The 16004-nt window shown below is 66.9% G+C and carries 15 protein-coding genes; 4 read left to right on the forward strand and 11 right to left on the reverse strand.

The features are described from left to right. Positions 1-133: 133 nt before the first annotated feature. Complete coding sequence (locus AC1DR7_RS06875; protein WP_478051045.1) at positions 134-2401, reverse strand: TonB-dependent receptor; 2268 nt, start codon at positions 2399-2401, stop codon at positions 134-136. 299 nt (positions 2402-2700) lie between these two features. On the opposite strand from AC1DR7_RS06875, the gene AC1DR7_RS06880 reads away from it, so the two are divergent. Beyond that, positions 2701-3699 carry a patatin-like phospholipase family protein gene (locus AC1DR7_RS06880; protein ID WP_457317872.1) on the forward strand — a complete coding sequence of 333 codons (999 nt, stop codon included), beginning with the start codon at positions 2701-2703 and terminating at the stop codon, positions 3697-3699. A 43-nt stretch (positions 3700-3742) separates the two neighbouring features. Further along, a complete protein-coding gene (locus tag AC1DR7_RS06885; RefSeq protein WP_457317871.1) occupies positions 3743-3970 on the forward strand; it encodes a hypothetical protein in 228 nt (75 codons plus the stop codon). A gap of 46 nt (positions 3971-4016) precedes the next feature. Here AC1DR7_RS06885 and AC1DR7_RS06890 read toward each other — a convergent pair whose 3' ends face one another. After that, positions 4017-4499 carry an Lrp/AsnC family transcriptional regulator gene (locus tag AC1DR7_RS06890; RefSeq protein ID WP_256776630.1) on the reverse strand — a complete coding sequence of 161 codons (483 nt, stop codon included), beginning with the start codon at positions 4497-4499 and terminating at the stop codon, positions 4017-4019. A gap of 127 nt (positions 4500-4626) precedes the next feature. Here AC1DR7_RS06890 and phhA point away from each other — a divergent pair, with 127 nt between their 5' ends. Both phhA and AC1DR7_RS06900 read left to right on the forward strand, forming a co-directional pair. Beyond that, positions 4627-5523, forward strand: coding sequence for a phenylalanine 4-monooxygenase (gene phhA / locus AC1DR7_RS06895; RefSeq protein ID WP_478051048.1), 897 nt, complete (start codon positions 4627-4629; stop codon positions 5521-5523). A 120-nt stretch (positions 5524-5643) separates the two neighbouring features. Beyond that, complete coding sequence (locus tag AC1DR7_RS06900) at positions 5644-6333, forward strand: DMP19 family protein (protein ID WP_457317870.1); 690 nt, start codon at positions 5644-5646, stop codon at positions 6331-6333. Between the two features lie 30 nt (positions 6334-6363). Here the strand turns inward: AC1DR7_RS06900 and AC1DR7_RS06905 are convergent, their stop codons facing one another. The 9 genes from AC1DR7_RS06905 to AC1DR7_RS06945 form a co-directional block, all read right to left on the reverse strand. After that, positions 6364-7464, reverse strand: coding sequence for a GDSL-type esterase/lipase family protein (locus AC1DR7_RS06905; protein WP_478051044.1), 1101 nt, complete (start codon positions 7462-7464; stop codon positions 6364-6366). 132 nt (positions 7465-7596) lie between these two features. Continuing rightward, positions 7597-8352 carry a 2-dehydro-3-deoxy-D-gluconate 5-dehydrogenase KduD gene (kduD, locus tag AC1DR7_RS06910; protein WP_457317868.1) on the reverse strand — a complete coding sequence of 252 codons (756 nt, stop codon included), beginning with the start codon at positions 8350-8352 and terminating at the stop codon, positions 7597-7599. A 66-nt stretch (positions 8353-8418) separates the two neighbouring features. After that, positions 8419-9267, reverse strand: a complete 849-nt coding sequence (kduI, locus tag AC1DR7_RS06915) for a 5-dehydro-4-deoxy-D-glucuronate isomerase (protein WP_256776626.1) — start codon at positions 9265-9267, stop codon at positions 8419-8421. Positions 9268-9486: 219 nt separating this feature from the next. Further along, positions 9487-10548 carry a LacI family DNA-binding transcriptional regulator gene (locus AC1DR7_RS06920; RefSeq protein WP_457317867.1) on the reverse strand — a complete coding sequence of 354 codons (1062 nt, stop codon included), beginning with the start codon at positions 10546-10548 and terminating at the stop codon, positions 9487-9489. A gap of 43 nt (positions 10549-10591) precedes the next feature. After that, positions 10592-12172, reverse strand: a complete 1581-nt coding sequence (locus tag AC1DR7_RS06925) for a family 43 glycosylhydrolase (RefSeq protein ID WP_478051047.1) — start codon at positions 12170-12172, stop codon at positions 10592-10594. A 64-nt stretch (positions 12173-12236) separates the two neighbouring features. Beyond that, positions 12237-13520 carry a TRAP transporter large permease gene (locus AC1DR7_RS06930; RefSeq protein ID WP_256776624.1) on the reverse strand — a complete coding sequence of 428 codons (1284 nt, stop codon included), beginning with the start codon at positions 13518-13520 and terminating at the stop codon, positions 12237-12239. 3 nt (positions 13521-13523) lie between these two features. Further along, positions 13524-14057 carry a TRAP transporter small permease gene (locus AC1DR7_RS06935; RefSeq protein ID WP_457317864.1) on the reverse strand — a complete coding sequence of 178 codons (534 nt, stop codon included), beginning with the start codon at positions 14055-14057 and terminating at the stop codon, positions 13524-13526. 11 nt (positions 14058-14068) lie between these two features. After that, positions 14069-15073: a TRAP transporter substrate-binding protein gene (locus tag AC1DR7_RS06940; protein ID WP_478051042.1), complete on the reverse strand. Its 1005-nt coding sequence runs from the start codon at positions 15071-15073 to the stop codon at positions 14069-14071. A 37-nt stretch (positions 15074-15110) separates the two neighbouring features. Continuing rightward, entirely contained in the window at positions 15111-15932 is an 822-nt protein-coding gene (locus AC1DR7_RS06945) for a 2-keto-4-pentenoate hydratase (RefSeq protein ID WP_457317862.1), read from the reverse strand. Between the last annotated feature and the right edge of the window lie 72 nt (positions 15933-16004).

Genomic DNA, 16004 nt, shown 5'->3' on the forward strand with positions numbered 1-16004 from the left:
CTGCTGATCGACAGCGTGCAGCGCCGAGCAACGGTCGGCGCTACCGAAGCGGCGAAATGGCGGAGGCCATCAACGAAGAACGGCGCGGATCTCTCCGCGCCGTTCCTGGTTTTTCACGACATGTGACGTTGCATCAGAACTTCGCGGTGAACTCCACGCCGAACGTGCGCGGCTCGTTGAGGAAGCCGGTGAGGTTGTTGAAGTCGATCGCGCCGACCACCCGGACCTGGTCGGTCAGGTTGCGGCCGTACACGGCCACGTCGTACTGGCCGTAATCCCAGTTGTAGCCCAGGCGCAGGCCACCTTCCAGCGACGAGCGGCCGCGGAACTCCGGCGACTCGTACAGGAAGAAGTTGACCTCGCTGCGGTAGGCCCAGTCGGTGTAGACGTACAGCTCGCTGGCATCGTTGAGCGGGAAGCCGGCACGCAGGGTCAGGTTGTGGATCCACTTCGGCGCCTGCGGCAACGGGTTGCCGTTGACCAGCGCGTAGGTGCCGCCATCGATGACCGTGGTCGGGTCGGTGATGGTGCAGCCGCCGCCGCAGATCGCCACCGCCAGGTCGCGGTCCTTGATCTCGGTGTCGTTGTAGCTGCTGCCCAAGGTGAGCAGGACGTGGTCGGTCAGGTAGGCTTCGACGTCCAGCTCCACGCCCTGGCCCAACGTCTTGTCGGCGTTGAGCAGGGTGGCGGTGTTGTTGCTGCCGCCCACCGCGATCAGCTGCTGGCCGTCGACGTTGTAGCGGAACACATTGAAGCCCAGGCGCGCGCGACGGTCGAACAGGTCGGCCTTGATGCCGGCCTCGTACGAAATCACCTTCTCCGAATCGGCCTGCGACACGCCACCGAAGGCCAACCGGCCCTGGATCGACGGTGCACGGAAGCCCTTGGCCACGCGCGCATACGCGTTGAGGTTGTCGGTGATCTTGTAGACACCGCTCAGGTCCCAGCTGACATCGTCGACATCGGTCTTGGCGATGTACGGGCCGCTCACCGGCGTACCACCGGACACGGCCTGCAGCACGCTGGCGCTGAAGTCCTTCTTGTCCTGCGTGTAACGCACGCCACCGCGCAGCTTGAAGCGCTCGGTCACGTCGAAATCGCCGGAGGCGAACGCCGCCCAGGCCTTGTTGCGCTGCTGCTGCACTGCGTGGCCGGTCTGCGGATTGCCCGGGGTCAGCGAGTCGTAGTTGAAGCTGTCGATGGTGACGTCTTCATCGAAGTAGAACACGCCGGCCTGCCAGTCCAGACGGCCCCATTCGTTGGATTCCACGCGGAATTCCTGGGTCCACTGGCGGTGGTGCGGCAGGCCATCGGCCGACTCGGACGGGAACGGGATGAAGCCCGGACCGTAGTTGCCCGCGCCAAGGAACGCCGCGCCGTAACCCCCGTCGATATCGCCATGGTTGAGCGATTCGGCGGTCTCATAGCCGGTGATCGAGTGCAGGGTCACCCGGCCCAGGTCCCACTTCAGGCGCGCGCTGCCGCCCCAGGTTTCCAGGTCGGAGAAGTTCTGGCCATCGGTGGCTACTTCATCGCGGTCGAAGTTCTCGACCAGCTGGTTGGTGCCCGGCTTGATGATGTTGGCGCGGAACAGCCGTGCGGTGCCGTTGAGTTTGCGCTTGTGCAGGTTGAACAGCGCTTCCACGTCGTCGCCTTCGTACAGGAACTGCACGCGTGCGGCGGCCTCGTCGTAGCCTTCAAAACCCTGTGCCGGTGCGTTGGCACGGGTGTTGGTGACCCAGTCGTCGCGGCGCTGGTACAGCGCCGACACACGTGCCGACCAGCGGTCGGTCAGCGGGCCACCGAAGGCGCCCTGCGTGTTCCAGGTGTTGTAGCTGCCGTAGGCCACCTTGATGTAACCGTCGGCGTCCTGCGACGGGCGCGCCGAATCGAACTTGACCACGCCGGCCGGCGTGTTGCGCCCGAACAGCGTGCCCTGCGGGCCGCGCAGCACTTCCACGCCGGCCAGGTCGAACAGCGGGAAGCCCTTCAACAGCGGGCTTTCCTGCACTACGTCGTCATACACCAGCGACACCGGCTGCGAGGCATTCAGATCGAAATCGGTGTTGCCCAGGCCGCGGATGTAGAAGCGCGGGAAGGCACGACCGTAGGACGATTCGATGTTCAGGCTGGGCACGCGCGCGGCCAGGAAGCGGATGTCGTCGCCGGCCGAACCGAGCACATCGAGCTTCTCGCCCTGGATGGCCGAGATCGACACCGGCACGTCCTTGGCGTTTTCCACGCGGCGCTGGGCCGTCACCTGCAGGGTATCGAGGGCGACCGGATCCTTGGCGGCGGGTGCTTCCTGGGCTGCGGCCGTCAATGGCAGCAGGGCGGTCAGAGCGAGGACGAGCGGGTGCACGGACGGAAACCGGCCGTGGGCAGTGCGGTTCGGGAACATGGCGATTAGGCTGTGTTGGGAGGGGTGGTGGACCGGCGCTACCAGACAATTGTTGCAGTACAACAACAGCGTCGCAAATTGCGGTCATTCATTAGCAGGATTCGGCCATGTCGTTGTGGACGCGGTTCGCAGATTCCCTGATGGTTGCCGGAAGCGCACACGCGGCAGGCCTCCTCCGATGCACGAAGCCGCCGCCTGGGCCAGCGCGGCGCTGAATAAGCGCTGCCGTGTCCCGCCCGGCCCGCCGTGGCTTCGGTATGCTGGCGCCCTCCGTTGCCTATTCACCTGCAGACACCCCGATGAAATCACTGCGCCGCACCCGCCTGACGCTGTCCGTTGCCCTGCTCGGCCTGCTGGCCGGCTGCGGCGGTGATCCGGTCCGCCCGACCCCGCCGCCGGTGGCTACGCCCGTGGCGCAGGCCAAGCCGGTCAGGATCGGCATCGCACTGGGTGGCGGTGCGGCCAAGGGTTTTGCGCATATCGGGGTGATCAAGATGCTCGAGGCCAATGGCTTCGAGCCGGTGGTGGTGTCGGGCACCAGTGCCGGCAGCGTGGTCGGTGCGCTGTATGCCAGCGGTATGGACGCGTTCCAGATGCAGTCCAAGGCAGTGGCCCTGGACGAGACCAGCATCCGCGATGTGCGCCTGTTCTCCGGCGGCCTGGTGCAGGGCCAGAAGCTGCAGGACTACGTCAACACCCAGGTCGGCAACCGCCCGATCGAGAAGTTCGCCAAGCCGTTCGCCGCGGTGGCCACCCAGCTGGAAACCGGCGACCGGGCGATCTTCGTGCGCGGCAACGCCGGCCAGGCGGTGCGCGCCTCCAGCAGCATCCCGGGCGTGTTCGAGCCGGTGAAGATCGGCAAGGGCAACTACATCGATGGCGGCGTGGTCAGCCCGGTGCCGGTGGATGCCGCGCGCCAGCTCGGCGCGGACATCGTGATCGCCGTGGACATCTCCAGCAAGGCCAGCGGCAAGGCGCCCACCGGCATGCTCGGCATCGTCAACCAGTCGATCTCGATCATGGGCCAGCGCCTGGGCGAGCAGGAACTGGCGCGCGCGGACATCATCATCCGGCCCAAGGTGCTGGACATTGGCGCGGCCGATTTCAGCCAGCGCAACAACGCGATCCTGGAAGGCGAGAAAGCGGCGATGGCGGTGATGCCGCAGATCCGCGCCAAGGTGCAGCAGTTGCAGCGCGCGCGCGCCGCCGCGCTCGCCCCGCCGCCGCCCAAGCCCAAGTGTGATGCACCCTCGCGCGTGGGCCGGCTGATGGGGCGCAAGGAGAAGTGCGAGGGCTGACGCCCCGCCGCCGGTGGAGCCGACCGTTGGTCGGCTGCTCCTGATGTTGGTTTCCGCGCAGTCGACCAACGGTCGACTCTACCGGGTTGGGGTGGTCGCACAGTCGACCAACGGTCGACTCTACCGGGTTGGGGTGGTCGCGCGGCCGACCAACGGTCGGCTCTACCGGGTTGGGGTGGTCGCGCAGTCGACCAACGGTCGACTCTACCGGGTTGGGGTGGTCGCGCGGTCGACCAACGGTCTGCTCTACCGGGTTGAAATGATCGTGTAAGCGACCGCCGGGCGGTTACACCACGTGATCGCGTTTGCGATCCGCATTACTCCAGCTGCGACAGCGGCAGCGCGCGGAAGTCCTTCACCGTGCGCAGCACGAAGCTGGAATTGACGTCGGCAACGCCGGCGGCATTGAGTAGCTTGTCGAGCAGGAAACTGGAGAAATGCTCCAGGTCGCGCACGTAGATGTGCAGCAGGTAGTCCATGTCGCCGGTGAGCGCATGGCAGGCCACCACTTCATCCCATTCCACGACGCTGTCGGCGAACACGCCGATGGCGTGCTGGTCGTGCTTCTCCAGCTGCACGCGGACGAAGGCCTGCAGGCCCAGGCCGATCAGGCGTGGCTCCAGCCGCGCACCGTAACCGGCAATCACCCCCTCGCTTTCCAGGCGCTGCACGCGGCGCAGGCAGGCCGACGGGGACAGGTTCACCCGGACGGCCAGCTCGGCGTTGGTGGCACGGCCGTGCTGCTGGATTTCTGCCAGTAGGCGAAGATCCGTGCGGTCGAACTGGGTATCTCCGGCCATTGCTGCTCCGCAACATGAGATGGACGCAATGATATTGCGCCAATCCGGCATATCCGCGCAACTTTGCAATCCTCTTGCGCGCCCCCTGCCCTAGCATCGTCATATGACGTCCCAGGAGACCACCACGATGGAAACCGCCACCACCCCACGCCGTGTCGAACACCAGCAGACCGACAAGGGATACGTGCCGGTCTATACCACCGCCGTGGTTGAACAGCCTTGGGACACTTACACCGCCGACGACCACGCGACCTGGAGCACCCTGTACCAGCGCCAACGCGCGCTGCTCGACGGCCGCGCCAGCAAGGAGTTCCTGCACGCCCAGGACGAGATGGGCATGAGCGCGCACATGATCCCGCGCTTCGACCAGCTCAACGAAGTACTGGGCGCGGCCACCGGCTGGACCCTGGTCGGGGTGGAAGGGCTGCTGCCGGAGCTGGATTTCTTCGACCACCTGGCCAACCGTCGCTTCCCGGTGACCTGGTGGATCCGTCGCCCGGACCAGATCGATTACATCGCCGAGCCGGACATGTTCCATGACCTGTTCGGACACGTGCCGTTGCTGATGAACCCGGTGTTCGCCGACTACATGGCCGCCTACGGGCGCGGCGGCGTCAAGGCGCATGCGATCGGCCCCGAAGCGCTGCAGCACCTCACCCGCCTGTACTGGTACACGGTGGAGTTCGGCCTGATCAACACCGACGAGGGCCTGCGCATCTACGGCGCCGGCATCGTCTCGTCCAAGGGCGAATCGCTGTACTCGCTGGAATCGGCGGCGCCGAACCGGATCGGCTTCGACCTGGAGCGGATCATGCGCACGCGCTACCGCATCGACACCTTCCAGAAGACCTACTTCGTCATCGATAGCTTCGAGCAGCTGATGCAGGCGACCGCGCCGGACTTCACCCCGATCTATGCGGCGCTGGAAGCCAAGGACCACCTGCCGGCCGGTGACGTGCAGGACGGCGACCGCGTGTTCCAGAAGGGCACAGGCGAAGGTTGGGAAGCCGGCGGCGACGTCTGATCGGTAGAGCCGACCGTTGGTCGGCTGCCGTTCGCGCGACAGTGCCGCGGGCAGCATGGATGTGGAGCAGCCGACCAACGGTCGGCTCTACCGGGGGATGGATTGAGCTCTGATAAGGTCTTGGCCCTGCCCGTGCCGCTGTCCAACGCCATGCCTCTGCCCGCGTTCCGCATCCAATCCATCCACTTCGATGCCACCCACGTACACCTGCAGCTGGCCAACGGGACGCAGGTGGCTGAGTTCCTCACGCGCAACCCGCGGCTGGAGAAGGCGTCGGCGAAGCAGCGTGCGCAGTGGGTGTTGACCGACGACGGCCTCGGCGCGAACTGGCCGGCGCTGTCGCCGGCGTCGGCCACCGGCATGGTCTACGTGCTGGACCTGCTGTGGGATGCGCGCTACGACCATGCCATGCAGCGGCTGCATGCGCTGGACTGGAGACTGGACGCGCTGTCAGCGCAGGACCAGCTGCTGGTGGCCTTGTGGCGGATGGAAGCGGACATCAACAACGGCGGCTTCATGCAGTTCCTGTGCAACTGGGGCGACCCCACCTGCCAACTGGCCCTGCAGGGGCTGCGTGCCATGGGTGCGGACCAGACCCATGCGGCGCTGGCCGGCATGCGCGGGCTGCTGGATCGTTTTGAGGATGATCCGGCGGTGACCGAGTTGAGCGATCTGTACGAGGCGATGACGCCTGCGGAGCAGGACGCGCTGGAGCAGTTTGAAGAGGCGTACTACGCACGCCCCGAGGACCTGGCCAGGCTCGGCGTGCTGCATTTCGGGCCGGAGCCGGATGCCGGCCCGCAGCAGTGAGTACGCCCGGTGCCGACCAGCGGTCGGTACTTACCGGGGATAGGCCAGCAACACCACCAGGTCATCGTCGCCCACCTGCTGCAGCGCGTGCAGGCTGCCGGTGCGGGTCAGCAGCGCATCGCCCGCCACCACGTCGTACTGCTTGCCATCCAGCACGTAGCTGCCGCGCCCGCTGACGATGTAGTAGATCTCGTCCTTGTGCTGCGGGTGCAGGCCGATGCCCGCGCCCTTGTGCAGCACGCGCTTGCGCAGCACGAACGGCAGGTCATCCTCGGCGAAGAAGGGATAAGCGGTGGTCGGCCCCGCCCCACCATGCGGCCCCGGCTGGGTCACGGCGATATCGCGCTCGTGCACGACACGCGAGGGGCTGGCGGCATCACCGCCCTGCCCCGCACTGCGCACCTCGCAGTCGATATCACGCTTCAGCGCCGACTTGAGTTCAGGCTGCAGCGCCACCCAGTCGCGCACCACCAGGCAGGCCACCGCATTGGCACCGGCGACGCTGAAATGGGTGCCATCGGCCTTGTTCTGTTCCGGGACGAACAGGAAGTACGGACGCGCGCCCTGCTCGCCCAGCGCGCGGATCCAGCGCGTGGAGGTGTCGTTGAGATCGATCAGCGCCACCTGCTCGCGCGTGGCCAGCTGTTTCATCGACTGCGTGTACAGCGCATGGGTGTCCAACAGCGAGCCGAAGTCGTACAGCAACCGGGCCGCGGGGGTGATCATCACCGGCGTTGCACCCTTGTCGCGGGCCAGCTGGACGTAGCGCATCAGGTACTGCGGGTAGGCCGTGGCCGGGTCGGTGTAGCGCGAGGGATCTTCGACCTTGGCGTCGTTGTGGCCGAACTGGATCAGCAGCACGTCGCCGCGCTGGAGCTCGCCGGCAATGGCGTCCAGGCGTTTTTCTTCGATGAAGCTGCGCGTGCTGCGCCCGCCCTTGGCGTGGTTGCGCACCTCCCACGCGGCGGGATCGAGGTAACTCTGCAGGGCCTGGCCCCAGCCGGCCTGCGGCGCGCGCTCGGGGCCGTACTCGGCGGCGGTGGAATCCCCGGCAATGAAGATGCGGTGCGGGGCGCTCAGCGCGCTGGGGGCCGCCATCAACAGCGACAGGGACAGCAGCAAACGCAACATGGTCATGCTCCTGGGTGGAGAGCTGCCGGCCAGCGGCCGGCACTACCGGGCAGATGGGATGTCCGAATGACAGATGGGCGCCCAAGGGCGCCCATCGTCTGCCCGCGTGGGCGCACCGTTCGATGGTGTCGCTTACCGCGCCAGCCAGCCGCCGTCGACCGGCAGCACCGCGCCGTTGACGTAATCCGATGCGCTGGAGGCCAGGAACACCGCCGTACCGCCGAGGTCTTCCGGGGTGCCCCAACGGGCCGCCGGGATGCGGTCGAGGATGGACTTGTTGCGGTCCTGGTCGGCGCGCAGCGCGGCGGTGTTGTCGGTGGCCATGTAGCCCGGCGCGATCGCGTTGACGTTGATGCCCTTGCTGGCCCACTCGTTGGCCAACAGGCGGGTGACGCCGGCGATACCGCTCTTGCTGGCAGTGTAGGACGGCACGCGGATGCCGCCCTGGAAGGACAGCATCGAGGCGATGTTGATGATCTTGCCGCGCCCTTGGGCAATGAAGTGCCTGCCGGCGGCCTGCGAGATGAAGAACGCGGACTTGATGTTGACGTTCATGACGTCGTCCCAGTCCTGCTCGCTGAAATCCACCGCGTCGGCGCGGCGGATCAGGCCGGCGTTGTTGACCAGGATATCCAGGCCACCGAGGCCCTCGATGGTTTCGCGGATGACGCGTTCCACCGGCTCGATGCTGATCAGGTTCGCTTCGATCGCCAAGCAGCGGCGGCCCAGCGCGGTGATGGCGGCGATGGTCTCGGTGGGCGGCTGGATGCCCGCCACGGCGACGTCGGCACCGGCGTGCGCCAGCGCCACCGCGATGCCCTGCCCCAGGCCGGTGTTGCCACCGGTGACCAGGGCGACCTTGCCTTCCAGACTGAACGGATTAGCCATTGCGTATGCGGTCCTTTTCCAATGCGGCACAGGCGCCGCCCGCACGCTGCGGGCGACGCATCGGGGTCACTTGAGCTGGCAGATGTCCAGCACGTGCATGTCGGTGTAATCCAGGTTTTCGCCGCCCATCGCCCAGATGAAGGCGTAGTTGCTGGTGCCGGCGCCCATGTGGATCGACCACGGCGGGGAGACCACCGCTTCGTTGTTCTGGATGACGATGTGGCGCTGCGCGTCCGGCTCGCCCATGAAGTGGTACACACGGTCGTTCTGGCCGAGGTCGAAGTAGAAATAGACCTCGCTGCGGCGGTCGTGCAGGTGCGGCGGCATGGTGTTCCAGACGCTGCCCGGCTTGAGCACGGTCAGGCCCAGCAGCAGCTGCGAGGACTGGCAGGTCGCCGGCACGATGTACTGGTAGATGGTGCGCTCGTTGCTGGTTTCCAGCGCGCCGCGATCCAGCGCGACGGCGTCCTTGATCGACAGCTGCTTGGTCTCAAAGCGCGCATGCGCCGGGGTCGAGGCCAGGTAGAACTGCGCCGGCGTGGCCGCGTCATCGGAGGCGAACACCACCTCGACGCTGCCCATCGCCACGTACAGGCCGTCCTTCGGGCCGAGCGTGAACACGGTGCCATCCACGGTGACGGTGCCGCTGCCGGCGCCGACGTTGATGATGCCCAGCTCGCGACGCTCCAGGAACGGGTGGCCGGCAGCGGAGGCCGGCTCGGTCTGCCTGGGCAGCGATAGCGGGCCATTGACCGGGGCGGCACCGCCGAGCACGAAGCGCTCGTAGTGGGTGTACTTCAGCGTCACCGCATCGGCATTGAACAGGCCGTCGAGCAGGTACAGCTCGCGCAGGTCGTCATTGCTGGCGCCCTTGATGGCGTCGGGATGGGTGGCGTAGTGGGTCTTGCAGTACATGGCGTCTCCAGAGCAGGGGTGGGGCAACAGGTCGGCCCCGGCGCGATTTGGTCAAAGTGTAGCGAGTTGGTAAACCGGTGTCATTTTGCAGCGCACGATAGGCCAGGGCAGGCCCGGCGTGGGGTCCATGTCAGAAAAGCCGTGCGATCGGCAACCGATTGCACGGGCGCGTGGCGACGCGTTCATCATGAACGCCCGTCGTTGCCATCGCGGCGCGGGTCAATCCTCGGGCGGCTGGCAGGAATCGCGCACGATCAGGTGCGGGCGCACGCTGGCGATCTGCAGCGCGGCCTGGCCGTCAGGCTGGATCAGCATGGCCGCGGCGGTACGCCCGGTGTCGCGGGTGTGGCGACGGACCGAGGTCAGCGACGGCCACAGGCGCGAGGCCAGCGGGCTGTCGTCGTAGCCGATGATCGACAGCTGGCGCGGGATGTTGATGCCCGCGCGCAGCGCGACCTTGTAAATACCGGCGGCCATTTCATCGTTACCGGTGAAGATGGCGGTCGGGCGCTGCTTGCCGAGCAGCAGTTTTTCAGCAGCGGCCACGCCCGATTCGAAGGTGTAACCGGCTTCGACGATGCGTGCCGGCGGCAGTTCGATACCGCGCTTGGCCAGGGCATCGATGAAGCCAGCGGTGCGCTCGTGCGCCGAGCGGTACGCGCTCGGGCCGGTGACCAGCGCGATGTCGCGGTGGCCGAGCGAGAGCAGGTAATCGGCCGCTTCGGCGGCGCCGTCGCGGTCATGGGTGACCACCATCTGCGAGGTGTCATCCAGCGGCAGCGAGGCGATGCGGGTGAAGCGACAGCCGATCTCGTCGAGCATGTCCACCAGCGCCTGGTCTTCGGACGCACGCGGCACCAGGATCACACCGTGCAGCTTCTGCTGCTGCACGAAGCGACGCACGCCCTCGATGTAACCGGGGCTGCGCGAGTCGCACGGATGCACCACCAGTTCGAAGCTGGACCCGCGCAGCGCGTCGAGCGCGCCGTACTGCATGTCCACGATGTACTGCGCGGTGGGGTTGTCGTAGACCATGCCGATCAGGAACGAGCGCCGGAACGCCAGCCCGCGTGCGAGCGGGTCGGGCGCATAGCCGACTTCGCGCATCAGCGCCTCGACCTTGTCGCGGGTGTCTTTGCGCACCAGCGGCGAGTTGTTGATGATGCGCGAGACGGTCTTCTTGGATACCCCGGACAGGCGCGCGATGTCATTGATCGTAGCGGCCTTGCCCTTGGTCAATCCGTGCGGTGGCATCGGATCGGTTTTGCTGCGCAATGACATGTCGTTCAAACCGGGGATGAGTCAGGGGATTCTAGCGGGCCGTTCAATCCAGGGCCCGGTAGCGGAAATGGCGGAACCGCACCTTGCCGTCGCCGGCGGCATACAGGGCCGGCTTCAGGGCGAGGAACTTCCCGGCCACATTGTGATGGTAGCCGGAGACTTCCATCTGAACCGGGTACTTGTGCCAGGTTTGGCCGTCGTTGCTGGTGTGAAGGGTGACGATGTGGCGGTTGTTGGTCACCCGCAGCCACAGCCTGCCGCCCTTGGCACTGGGCGCCAGCCGGGTGGGGCGCTCCTCACCGTAGCGGTGCATGACGAGGGCCTCGCCGTTGCTGCCCACGCCGGCGTACAGGCGGTCGCTGTAGAAGAGCAGGGCGCCGCCCACCGCGCCGGGGGCGATCTCCATCTCGACCTCGAACTGGTAGGCCGGATCGCCGGCGATCGCGGTCAGCGGGGAGGCATCGCGCGGGGTCTGGCCCTTGCCCTGCAGCAGCAGGCCGTCACCGCTGAAGTCCAGGCGCCGGTACTCGTCCTGGGCCGGGTTGAAGAACGACCACTGCGCGCCAAGGGCCGGGCCCCTGAAATCATCCGACAACGCCATGCCATGCGCGCCCAACGAGGTGCCCGACGGTTTGCGCAGCGGTTGGCCCAGATCGCCGCCCCTGGCCACGAACCAGCCGTCGTCGGTCCATTCGATCGGTTCCAGCAACGCCTGCCGGCCCAGGGTCCAGTACCCGTTCTCGTAGCCGTGGTACATCATCCACCAGCGCCCGTCGGTGCCTTCGATGACCGTGGCGTGGCCGCGCGACCACCACGGTTCGGCCGCCGACTGCGTGCGCACGATCGGGTTGTTGGGCGCGTTCTGCCACGGCCCGTGGATCGAACGCGAGCGCGCGGTGATCACCATGTGCCCGGTCGGCGGACCGGCGGTACCGCCGACGGCGGTGGTCATGTAGTACCAGCCATCGCGGACATTGATCTTCGGCCCTTCCTGCGCATAGGCCTCCACGTCCCAGCTTTGCGGGTATTTCCAGCCGTCGTAGACATGCTTGGGGGTGCCGACCACGCTCAGGCCGTCATCAGCCAACTGCACGTAAGCGCCGCCGCTGAGGAAGAGGTAGCGCTTGCCGTCTTCGCCCACCGCGTGACCAGGATCGATATACCCGCCCAGCCCGATGTCGATCGGCTCGCTCCACGGGCCCTGGATGCTGTCGGCCCACACCACGAAGTTGCTGCGCGCCTCGGCGGTGCGCGCGGGGAAGTAGATGAAGTAGCGGCCCTGGTGCTTGACGATGTCCGGCGCCCAGATCGCCCCGACATTCTTCGTGATTGCATGGCCCAGCGGCTGCCAGTTGACCAGGTCACGCGAGTGCCAGATCGGCAGCCCCGGGTAGGCGTCGAACGAGGACAGGGTGAGGTAGTAGTCCTCGCCATCCTTGAGGACCGACGGGTCGGGGCGGTCGCCGGCGAACACCGGGTTGAGGAAGGTGCCGTCGCCGAGATCGGCCTGGCGCTGGTTCTCGATGCCGCGCTTCCACGACGTGGCCGGTGGCGGGGCGGCGTGTGCCGTCGTGGCCAGCAGCAGGCCGGCGGCGAGGCCGGCCAGGATCTTGCTCAGGTGCATTGACATCTCCGCGTTGCAGCGTGGGGACGCGCGCGTACGTGCCGCGTCCCGGCGAGGTCCTGGCTCAGGCGCGCAACAGCGCCGGCAGCCACAGCGACAGTTCGGGGAAGAAGGTGACGATCACCAGCACGCCCAGCGCGGCGAACCAGAACGGCCAGATCGAGCGCATGCTCTCGCCGACGCTGATCTTGCCGATCGCCGTGCCGATGAACAGCACCGAGCCCACCGGCGGGGTCACCAGCCCCAGGCCACCGGTCAGCACCAGCACCAGGCCGAAGTGGATCGGATCAATGCCGTACGCCTTGGCCACCGGCAGGAAGATCGGCGTGCAGATCAGGATCATCGGCGCCAGGTCCATGAAGGTGCCCAGCAACAGCAGCATCACCACGATCATCAGCAGCACCATGAACTTGCTGTGCGCGAAGGACTGCAGGAAGTCCACCGCCGCTGCGGGCACCTCCAGGTAGGCCAGCAGCCAGCCGAACACCGCCGCGGTGGCGATCACGAACAGGATCACCCCGGTGCTGCGTGCGGCATGGGTGACCGTGCCCAGGAACTCGCGCCAGTTGAGTTGGCGGTACAGCACGGTGGTGACCAGCAGTGCGTAGACCACGGCAATGGCGGCGCTTTCCACGGCGGTGAAAATGCCCGCGCGGATACCGATGAAGATCAGCGCGACCAGGCCCAGGCCGGGCAGGGCTGAAACCATGCGCAACAGCACCGCGCGCCAGCCAGGGAACACTTCCACGCCGTAGCCGCGACGGCGCGCGACCACGTAACCGGTGACCATCAGCGCCACCGTCATCAACAGCGCCGGCACGATACCGGCAGCGAACAGATCGGCGATCGACAACCCGCCACCGGCCGCAGCCGAGAACAGGATCAGGTTGTGCGACGGCGGCACCAGCAGCGCGACCAGCGCAGCGGTGATGCTGACATTGACCGCGAAATCACGGTCGTAGCCGCGCTTGACCATCTGCGGAATCATCGTGCCGCCCACCGCCGATACATCGGCGATGGCCGAACCGGACACGCCGCCGAAGAACAGCGAGGACAGGATCGAGACCTGGCCCAGGCCGCCGCGCATGCGTCCCACCAGCGAGGACGCCAGCGAGATCAGGCGTTCGGAGATACCGCCGCGCATCATGATTTCGCCGGCGAAGATGAACAGTGGGATGGCGATCAGCGACGCCGACCCGGTGCCGGCGGAGATCTGCTGCACCAGCACCAGCGTGGGCAGGTCCAGGTACCACAGCGTGGCCAGGGCGGCCGCGGCCAGGGCAAAGGCGACCGGCACGCCAAGCAGCAGGAGTACCGCGAAAACAGTGAACAGGATCGTGATACCCATGACTCAACGGTCTCCTTCTGCAACAACGTCGGCCGGCTGTACCGCCTGCACCATCTGGTTCACCGCGAAGATCGCCATCAATGCGCCGCCGATGCACAGCGGCAGGTAGTTGATGCTCTGCGGCAGGTTGGCGCCGGCGGCCTTGATGTCCAGCCCGTCCAGCAGCAGCACCGCCGCCCACCAGGCGATGACCACGCCGAGCACGGCCACCACCAGCGCAGCGAACACATCCACCGCGCGGCGCAGGCCCGGGCCCATGTGCGCGGCCAGCAGGAAGAAGCCGAAGTGGCGCCGCGTATGCACGCCGGTGGCCGCGCCCAGGCTCATCGCGGTGGCCAGCAGCAGCAGCGTGACCGGCTCGGTCCAGCTGGGCGAATCGTTGATGACGTAGCGGGCAAACACCTGCCAGCCCTGCACCAGCACCAGCCCGAGCAGGGCCAGGACGGCAATGTGGATCGCGCCGTCGGCAAGGGCATTGAGCACGCGTTGCGGCGCGCTGACGGTGACGGCGGTGGTTTCTGAACTCATGTCGGACATCGCGGCGGGCCTCAGGCGAAGTCGCGGATGCGACGGGTGAGCGCGGCGATCTCCGGCTGCTGCAGGTACTGCTGCAACAGCGGATCGGCGGCCTTGCGGAAAGCGGGCATGTCGACCGCGTTGAACTGGATGCCGGCGTCGGCCACGGCCTGGCGCGCGGCGTTTTCCGAGGCATCCCACTGCTGGCGCATCACGTCCACCGATTCGCGCGCGGTCTGCAGCAGCAGCTGGCGGTCGGCCGGGCTGAGCTGTTCGAAGCTGTCGCGCGACATCAGCAGCACGTCCGGTGCATAGGAGTGATCGCTCTGCGACCAGTAATGCGCGGCCTCGAAGTGACGGCTGGAGTGGAAGCTGCGCATGTTGTTTTCCGCACCGTCGATCATGTGCGTCTCCATGCCCGAGAACGTGTCGCCCAGCGACATCGGGGTCGGATTGGCACCGAGCAGGCGGATCAGCTGGATGAAGATGTCCGAGGACGCCACGCGCAACTTCAGCCCGTGCAGGTCCTTGGGTTCGACGATCGGGTGCTTGGTGTTGTAGAAGCAGCGCGCGCCGGAATCGTAGATGGCCAGGCCGACCAGGTCGCGGGTTTCAAAACCGCGCAGCACCGCATCGGCGATGCCGCCATCGAGGGCGCGGCGCATGTGCGCCACCGACTCGAACACGTAGGGCAGACACAGCGCCTGGGTCATCGGGAACGCGTTGTTGAGCGCGCCGGAATAGACCCGGGTGATGTCGATGGCGCCGAAGCGCGCCATGTCGATCGCCTCGGACTCGCGACCGAGCTGGCCGGAGTGGTACTGGCGCAGCTTGAGGCGGCCGCCGGTCTTCTGCTCGAGCTGCTGGCCGATCCACTTCACCGCGGTCACGGTGGGGTAGTCGGCCACGTGCACGTCGGTGGCGGTCAGCAGGCGTGCGCCGGCGACCTCGGTGCCACCGGGACGCGAACAACCGGACAGCACGGGCACGCTCAGCGCGCCCAGACTGGTGGCAAGGAAATTTCTGCGAGTGAACATCTGCGCCCTCCCAAGCGGACTGTCCATGGCTGCACGGTTACCCGGCAGCGATGGCCCTGCAGGTAATGTCGCCGTAGCCGGCGAAACGGATCAGTGCCTGTTGGCCTACGGCGATATCGTGGATGCCGGTGGCGTTGCCGCTGGCGATCAGGTCGCCGGCCTTGAGCGGCCGCCCGCGCTGCGCCGAACGGGCCAGCGCGAACGCATAGGCGGTACGCAGTCCACCCGGCAGCAGGGTGGCGCCGCCGGTGCCGACCACCTCGCCTTCGATGCGGGTTTCCGCCCGCAGGTCGGCGTCGTCCAGGGCGGTCCAGTCGGGGATTTCCGCGCCGAGCACCAGACCGTTGTTGTTGCCGAAATCGGACACCACCACGCGCGGGCCGAGCTTGTTGATGGTGGCCAGCGGGCTGCTGGCCACTTCCACGCCGTAGAACAGCTTGGCCGGCAGCGCCTCGGCTTCCTCGGCGGTCCAGTGCAGCTTGTCGGCCGGCGCGTCTTCCAGCAGCTGGATCACGAACTCGGCCTCGACCGCACCGAAGCCGCCGACGAACACCGGAATGTCCACTGTTCCACCGGTAGCATTCCAGAGCCGGCGGGCGAAAATCGGGCCCAGCAGGCGGTCATCACCGGAGCTGTCGCGACGCTCGGCAGCGATGTAACCGACCTTCCACCCGACCACCTGGTCGTCCCACAGTCCGATCGCCTGGTCCTGGACGCGATAGGCGGTCACCAGGTCCGGCGGGATCTCACCGGGGAATTCGGGCAGCGCGCGGCCCTGTTGGCGGGCGCCGACGAAGGCGTGGGCGATCTCGCCCAACCCCTGGTCTGGCAGGTCGTGTGTGCCGTGATCGTTGCTCAAGCGGGTCTCCCGGTGAATGGTGCACTGCCCATCGACAGCGCCTGGATGAGCTGTATATGGTAAACCGGTGTC

It is taken from the genome of Stenotrophomonas sp. P5_A9, assembly GCF_056400525.1.

Coding starts and splice junctions, on each gene's coding strand:
- AC1DR7_RS06875 (WP_478051045.1), bottom strand. CDS start 2,401: ATGTTCCCGAACCGCACTGCCCACGGCCGGTTTCCGTCCGTGCACCCG.
- AC1DR7_RS06880 (WP_457317872.1), top strand. CDS start 2,701: ATGAAATCACTGCGCCGCACCCGCCTGACGCTGTCCGTTGCCCTGCTC.
- AC1DR7_RS06885 (WP_457317871.1), top strand. CDS start 3,743: ATGTTGGTTTCCGCGCAGTCGACCAACGGTCGACTCTACCGGGTTGGG.
- AC1DR7_RS06890 (WP_256776630.1), bottom strand. CDS start 4,499: ATGGCCGGAGATACCCAGTTCGACCGCACGGATCTTCGCCTACTGGCA.
- phhA (WP_478051048.1), top strand. CDS start 4,627: ATGGAAACCGCCACCACCCCACGCCGTGTCGAACACCAGCAGACCGAC.
- AC1DR7_RS06905 (WP_478051044.1), bottom strand. CDS start 7,464: ATGTTGCGTTTGCTGCTGTCCCTGTCGCTGTTGATGGCGGCCCCCAGC.
- kduD (WP_457317868.1), bottom strand. CDS start 8,352: ATGGCTAATCCGTTCAGTCTGGAAGGCAAGGTCGCCCTGGTCACCGGT.
- kduI (WP_256776626.1), bottom strand. CDS start 9,267: ATGTACTGCAAGACCCACTACGCCACCCATCCCGACGCCATCAAGGGC.
- AC1DR7_RS06920 (WP_457317867.1), bottom strand. CDS start 10,548: ATGTCATTGCGCAGCAAAACCGATCCGATGCCACCGCACGGATTGACC.
- AC1DR7_RS06925 (WP_478051047.1), bottom strand. CDS start 12,172: ATGCACCTGAGCAAGATCCTGGCCGGCCTCGCCGCCGGCCTGCTGCTG.
- AC1DR7_RS06930 (WP_256776624.1), bottom strand. CDS start 13,520: ATGGGTATCACGATCCTGTTCACTGTTTTCGCGGTACTCCTGCTGCTT.
- AC1DR7_RS06935 (WP_457317864.1), bottom strand. CDS start 14,057: ATGTCCGACATGAGTTCAGAAACCACCGCCGTCACCGTCAGCGCGCCG.
- AC1DR7_RS06940 (WP_478051042.1), bottom strand. CDS start 15,073: ATGTTCACTCGCAGAAATTTCCTTGCCACCAGTCTGGGCGCGCTGAGC.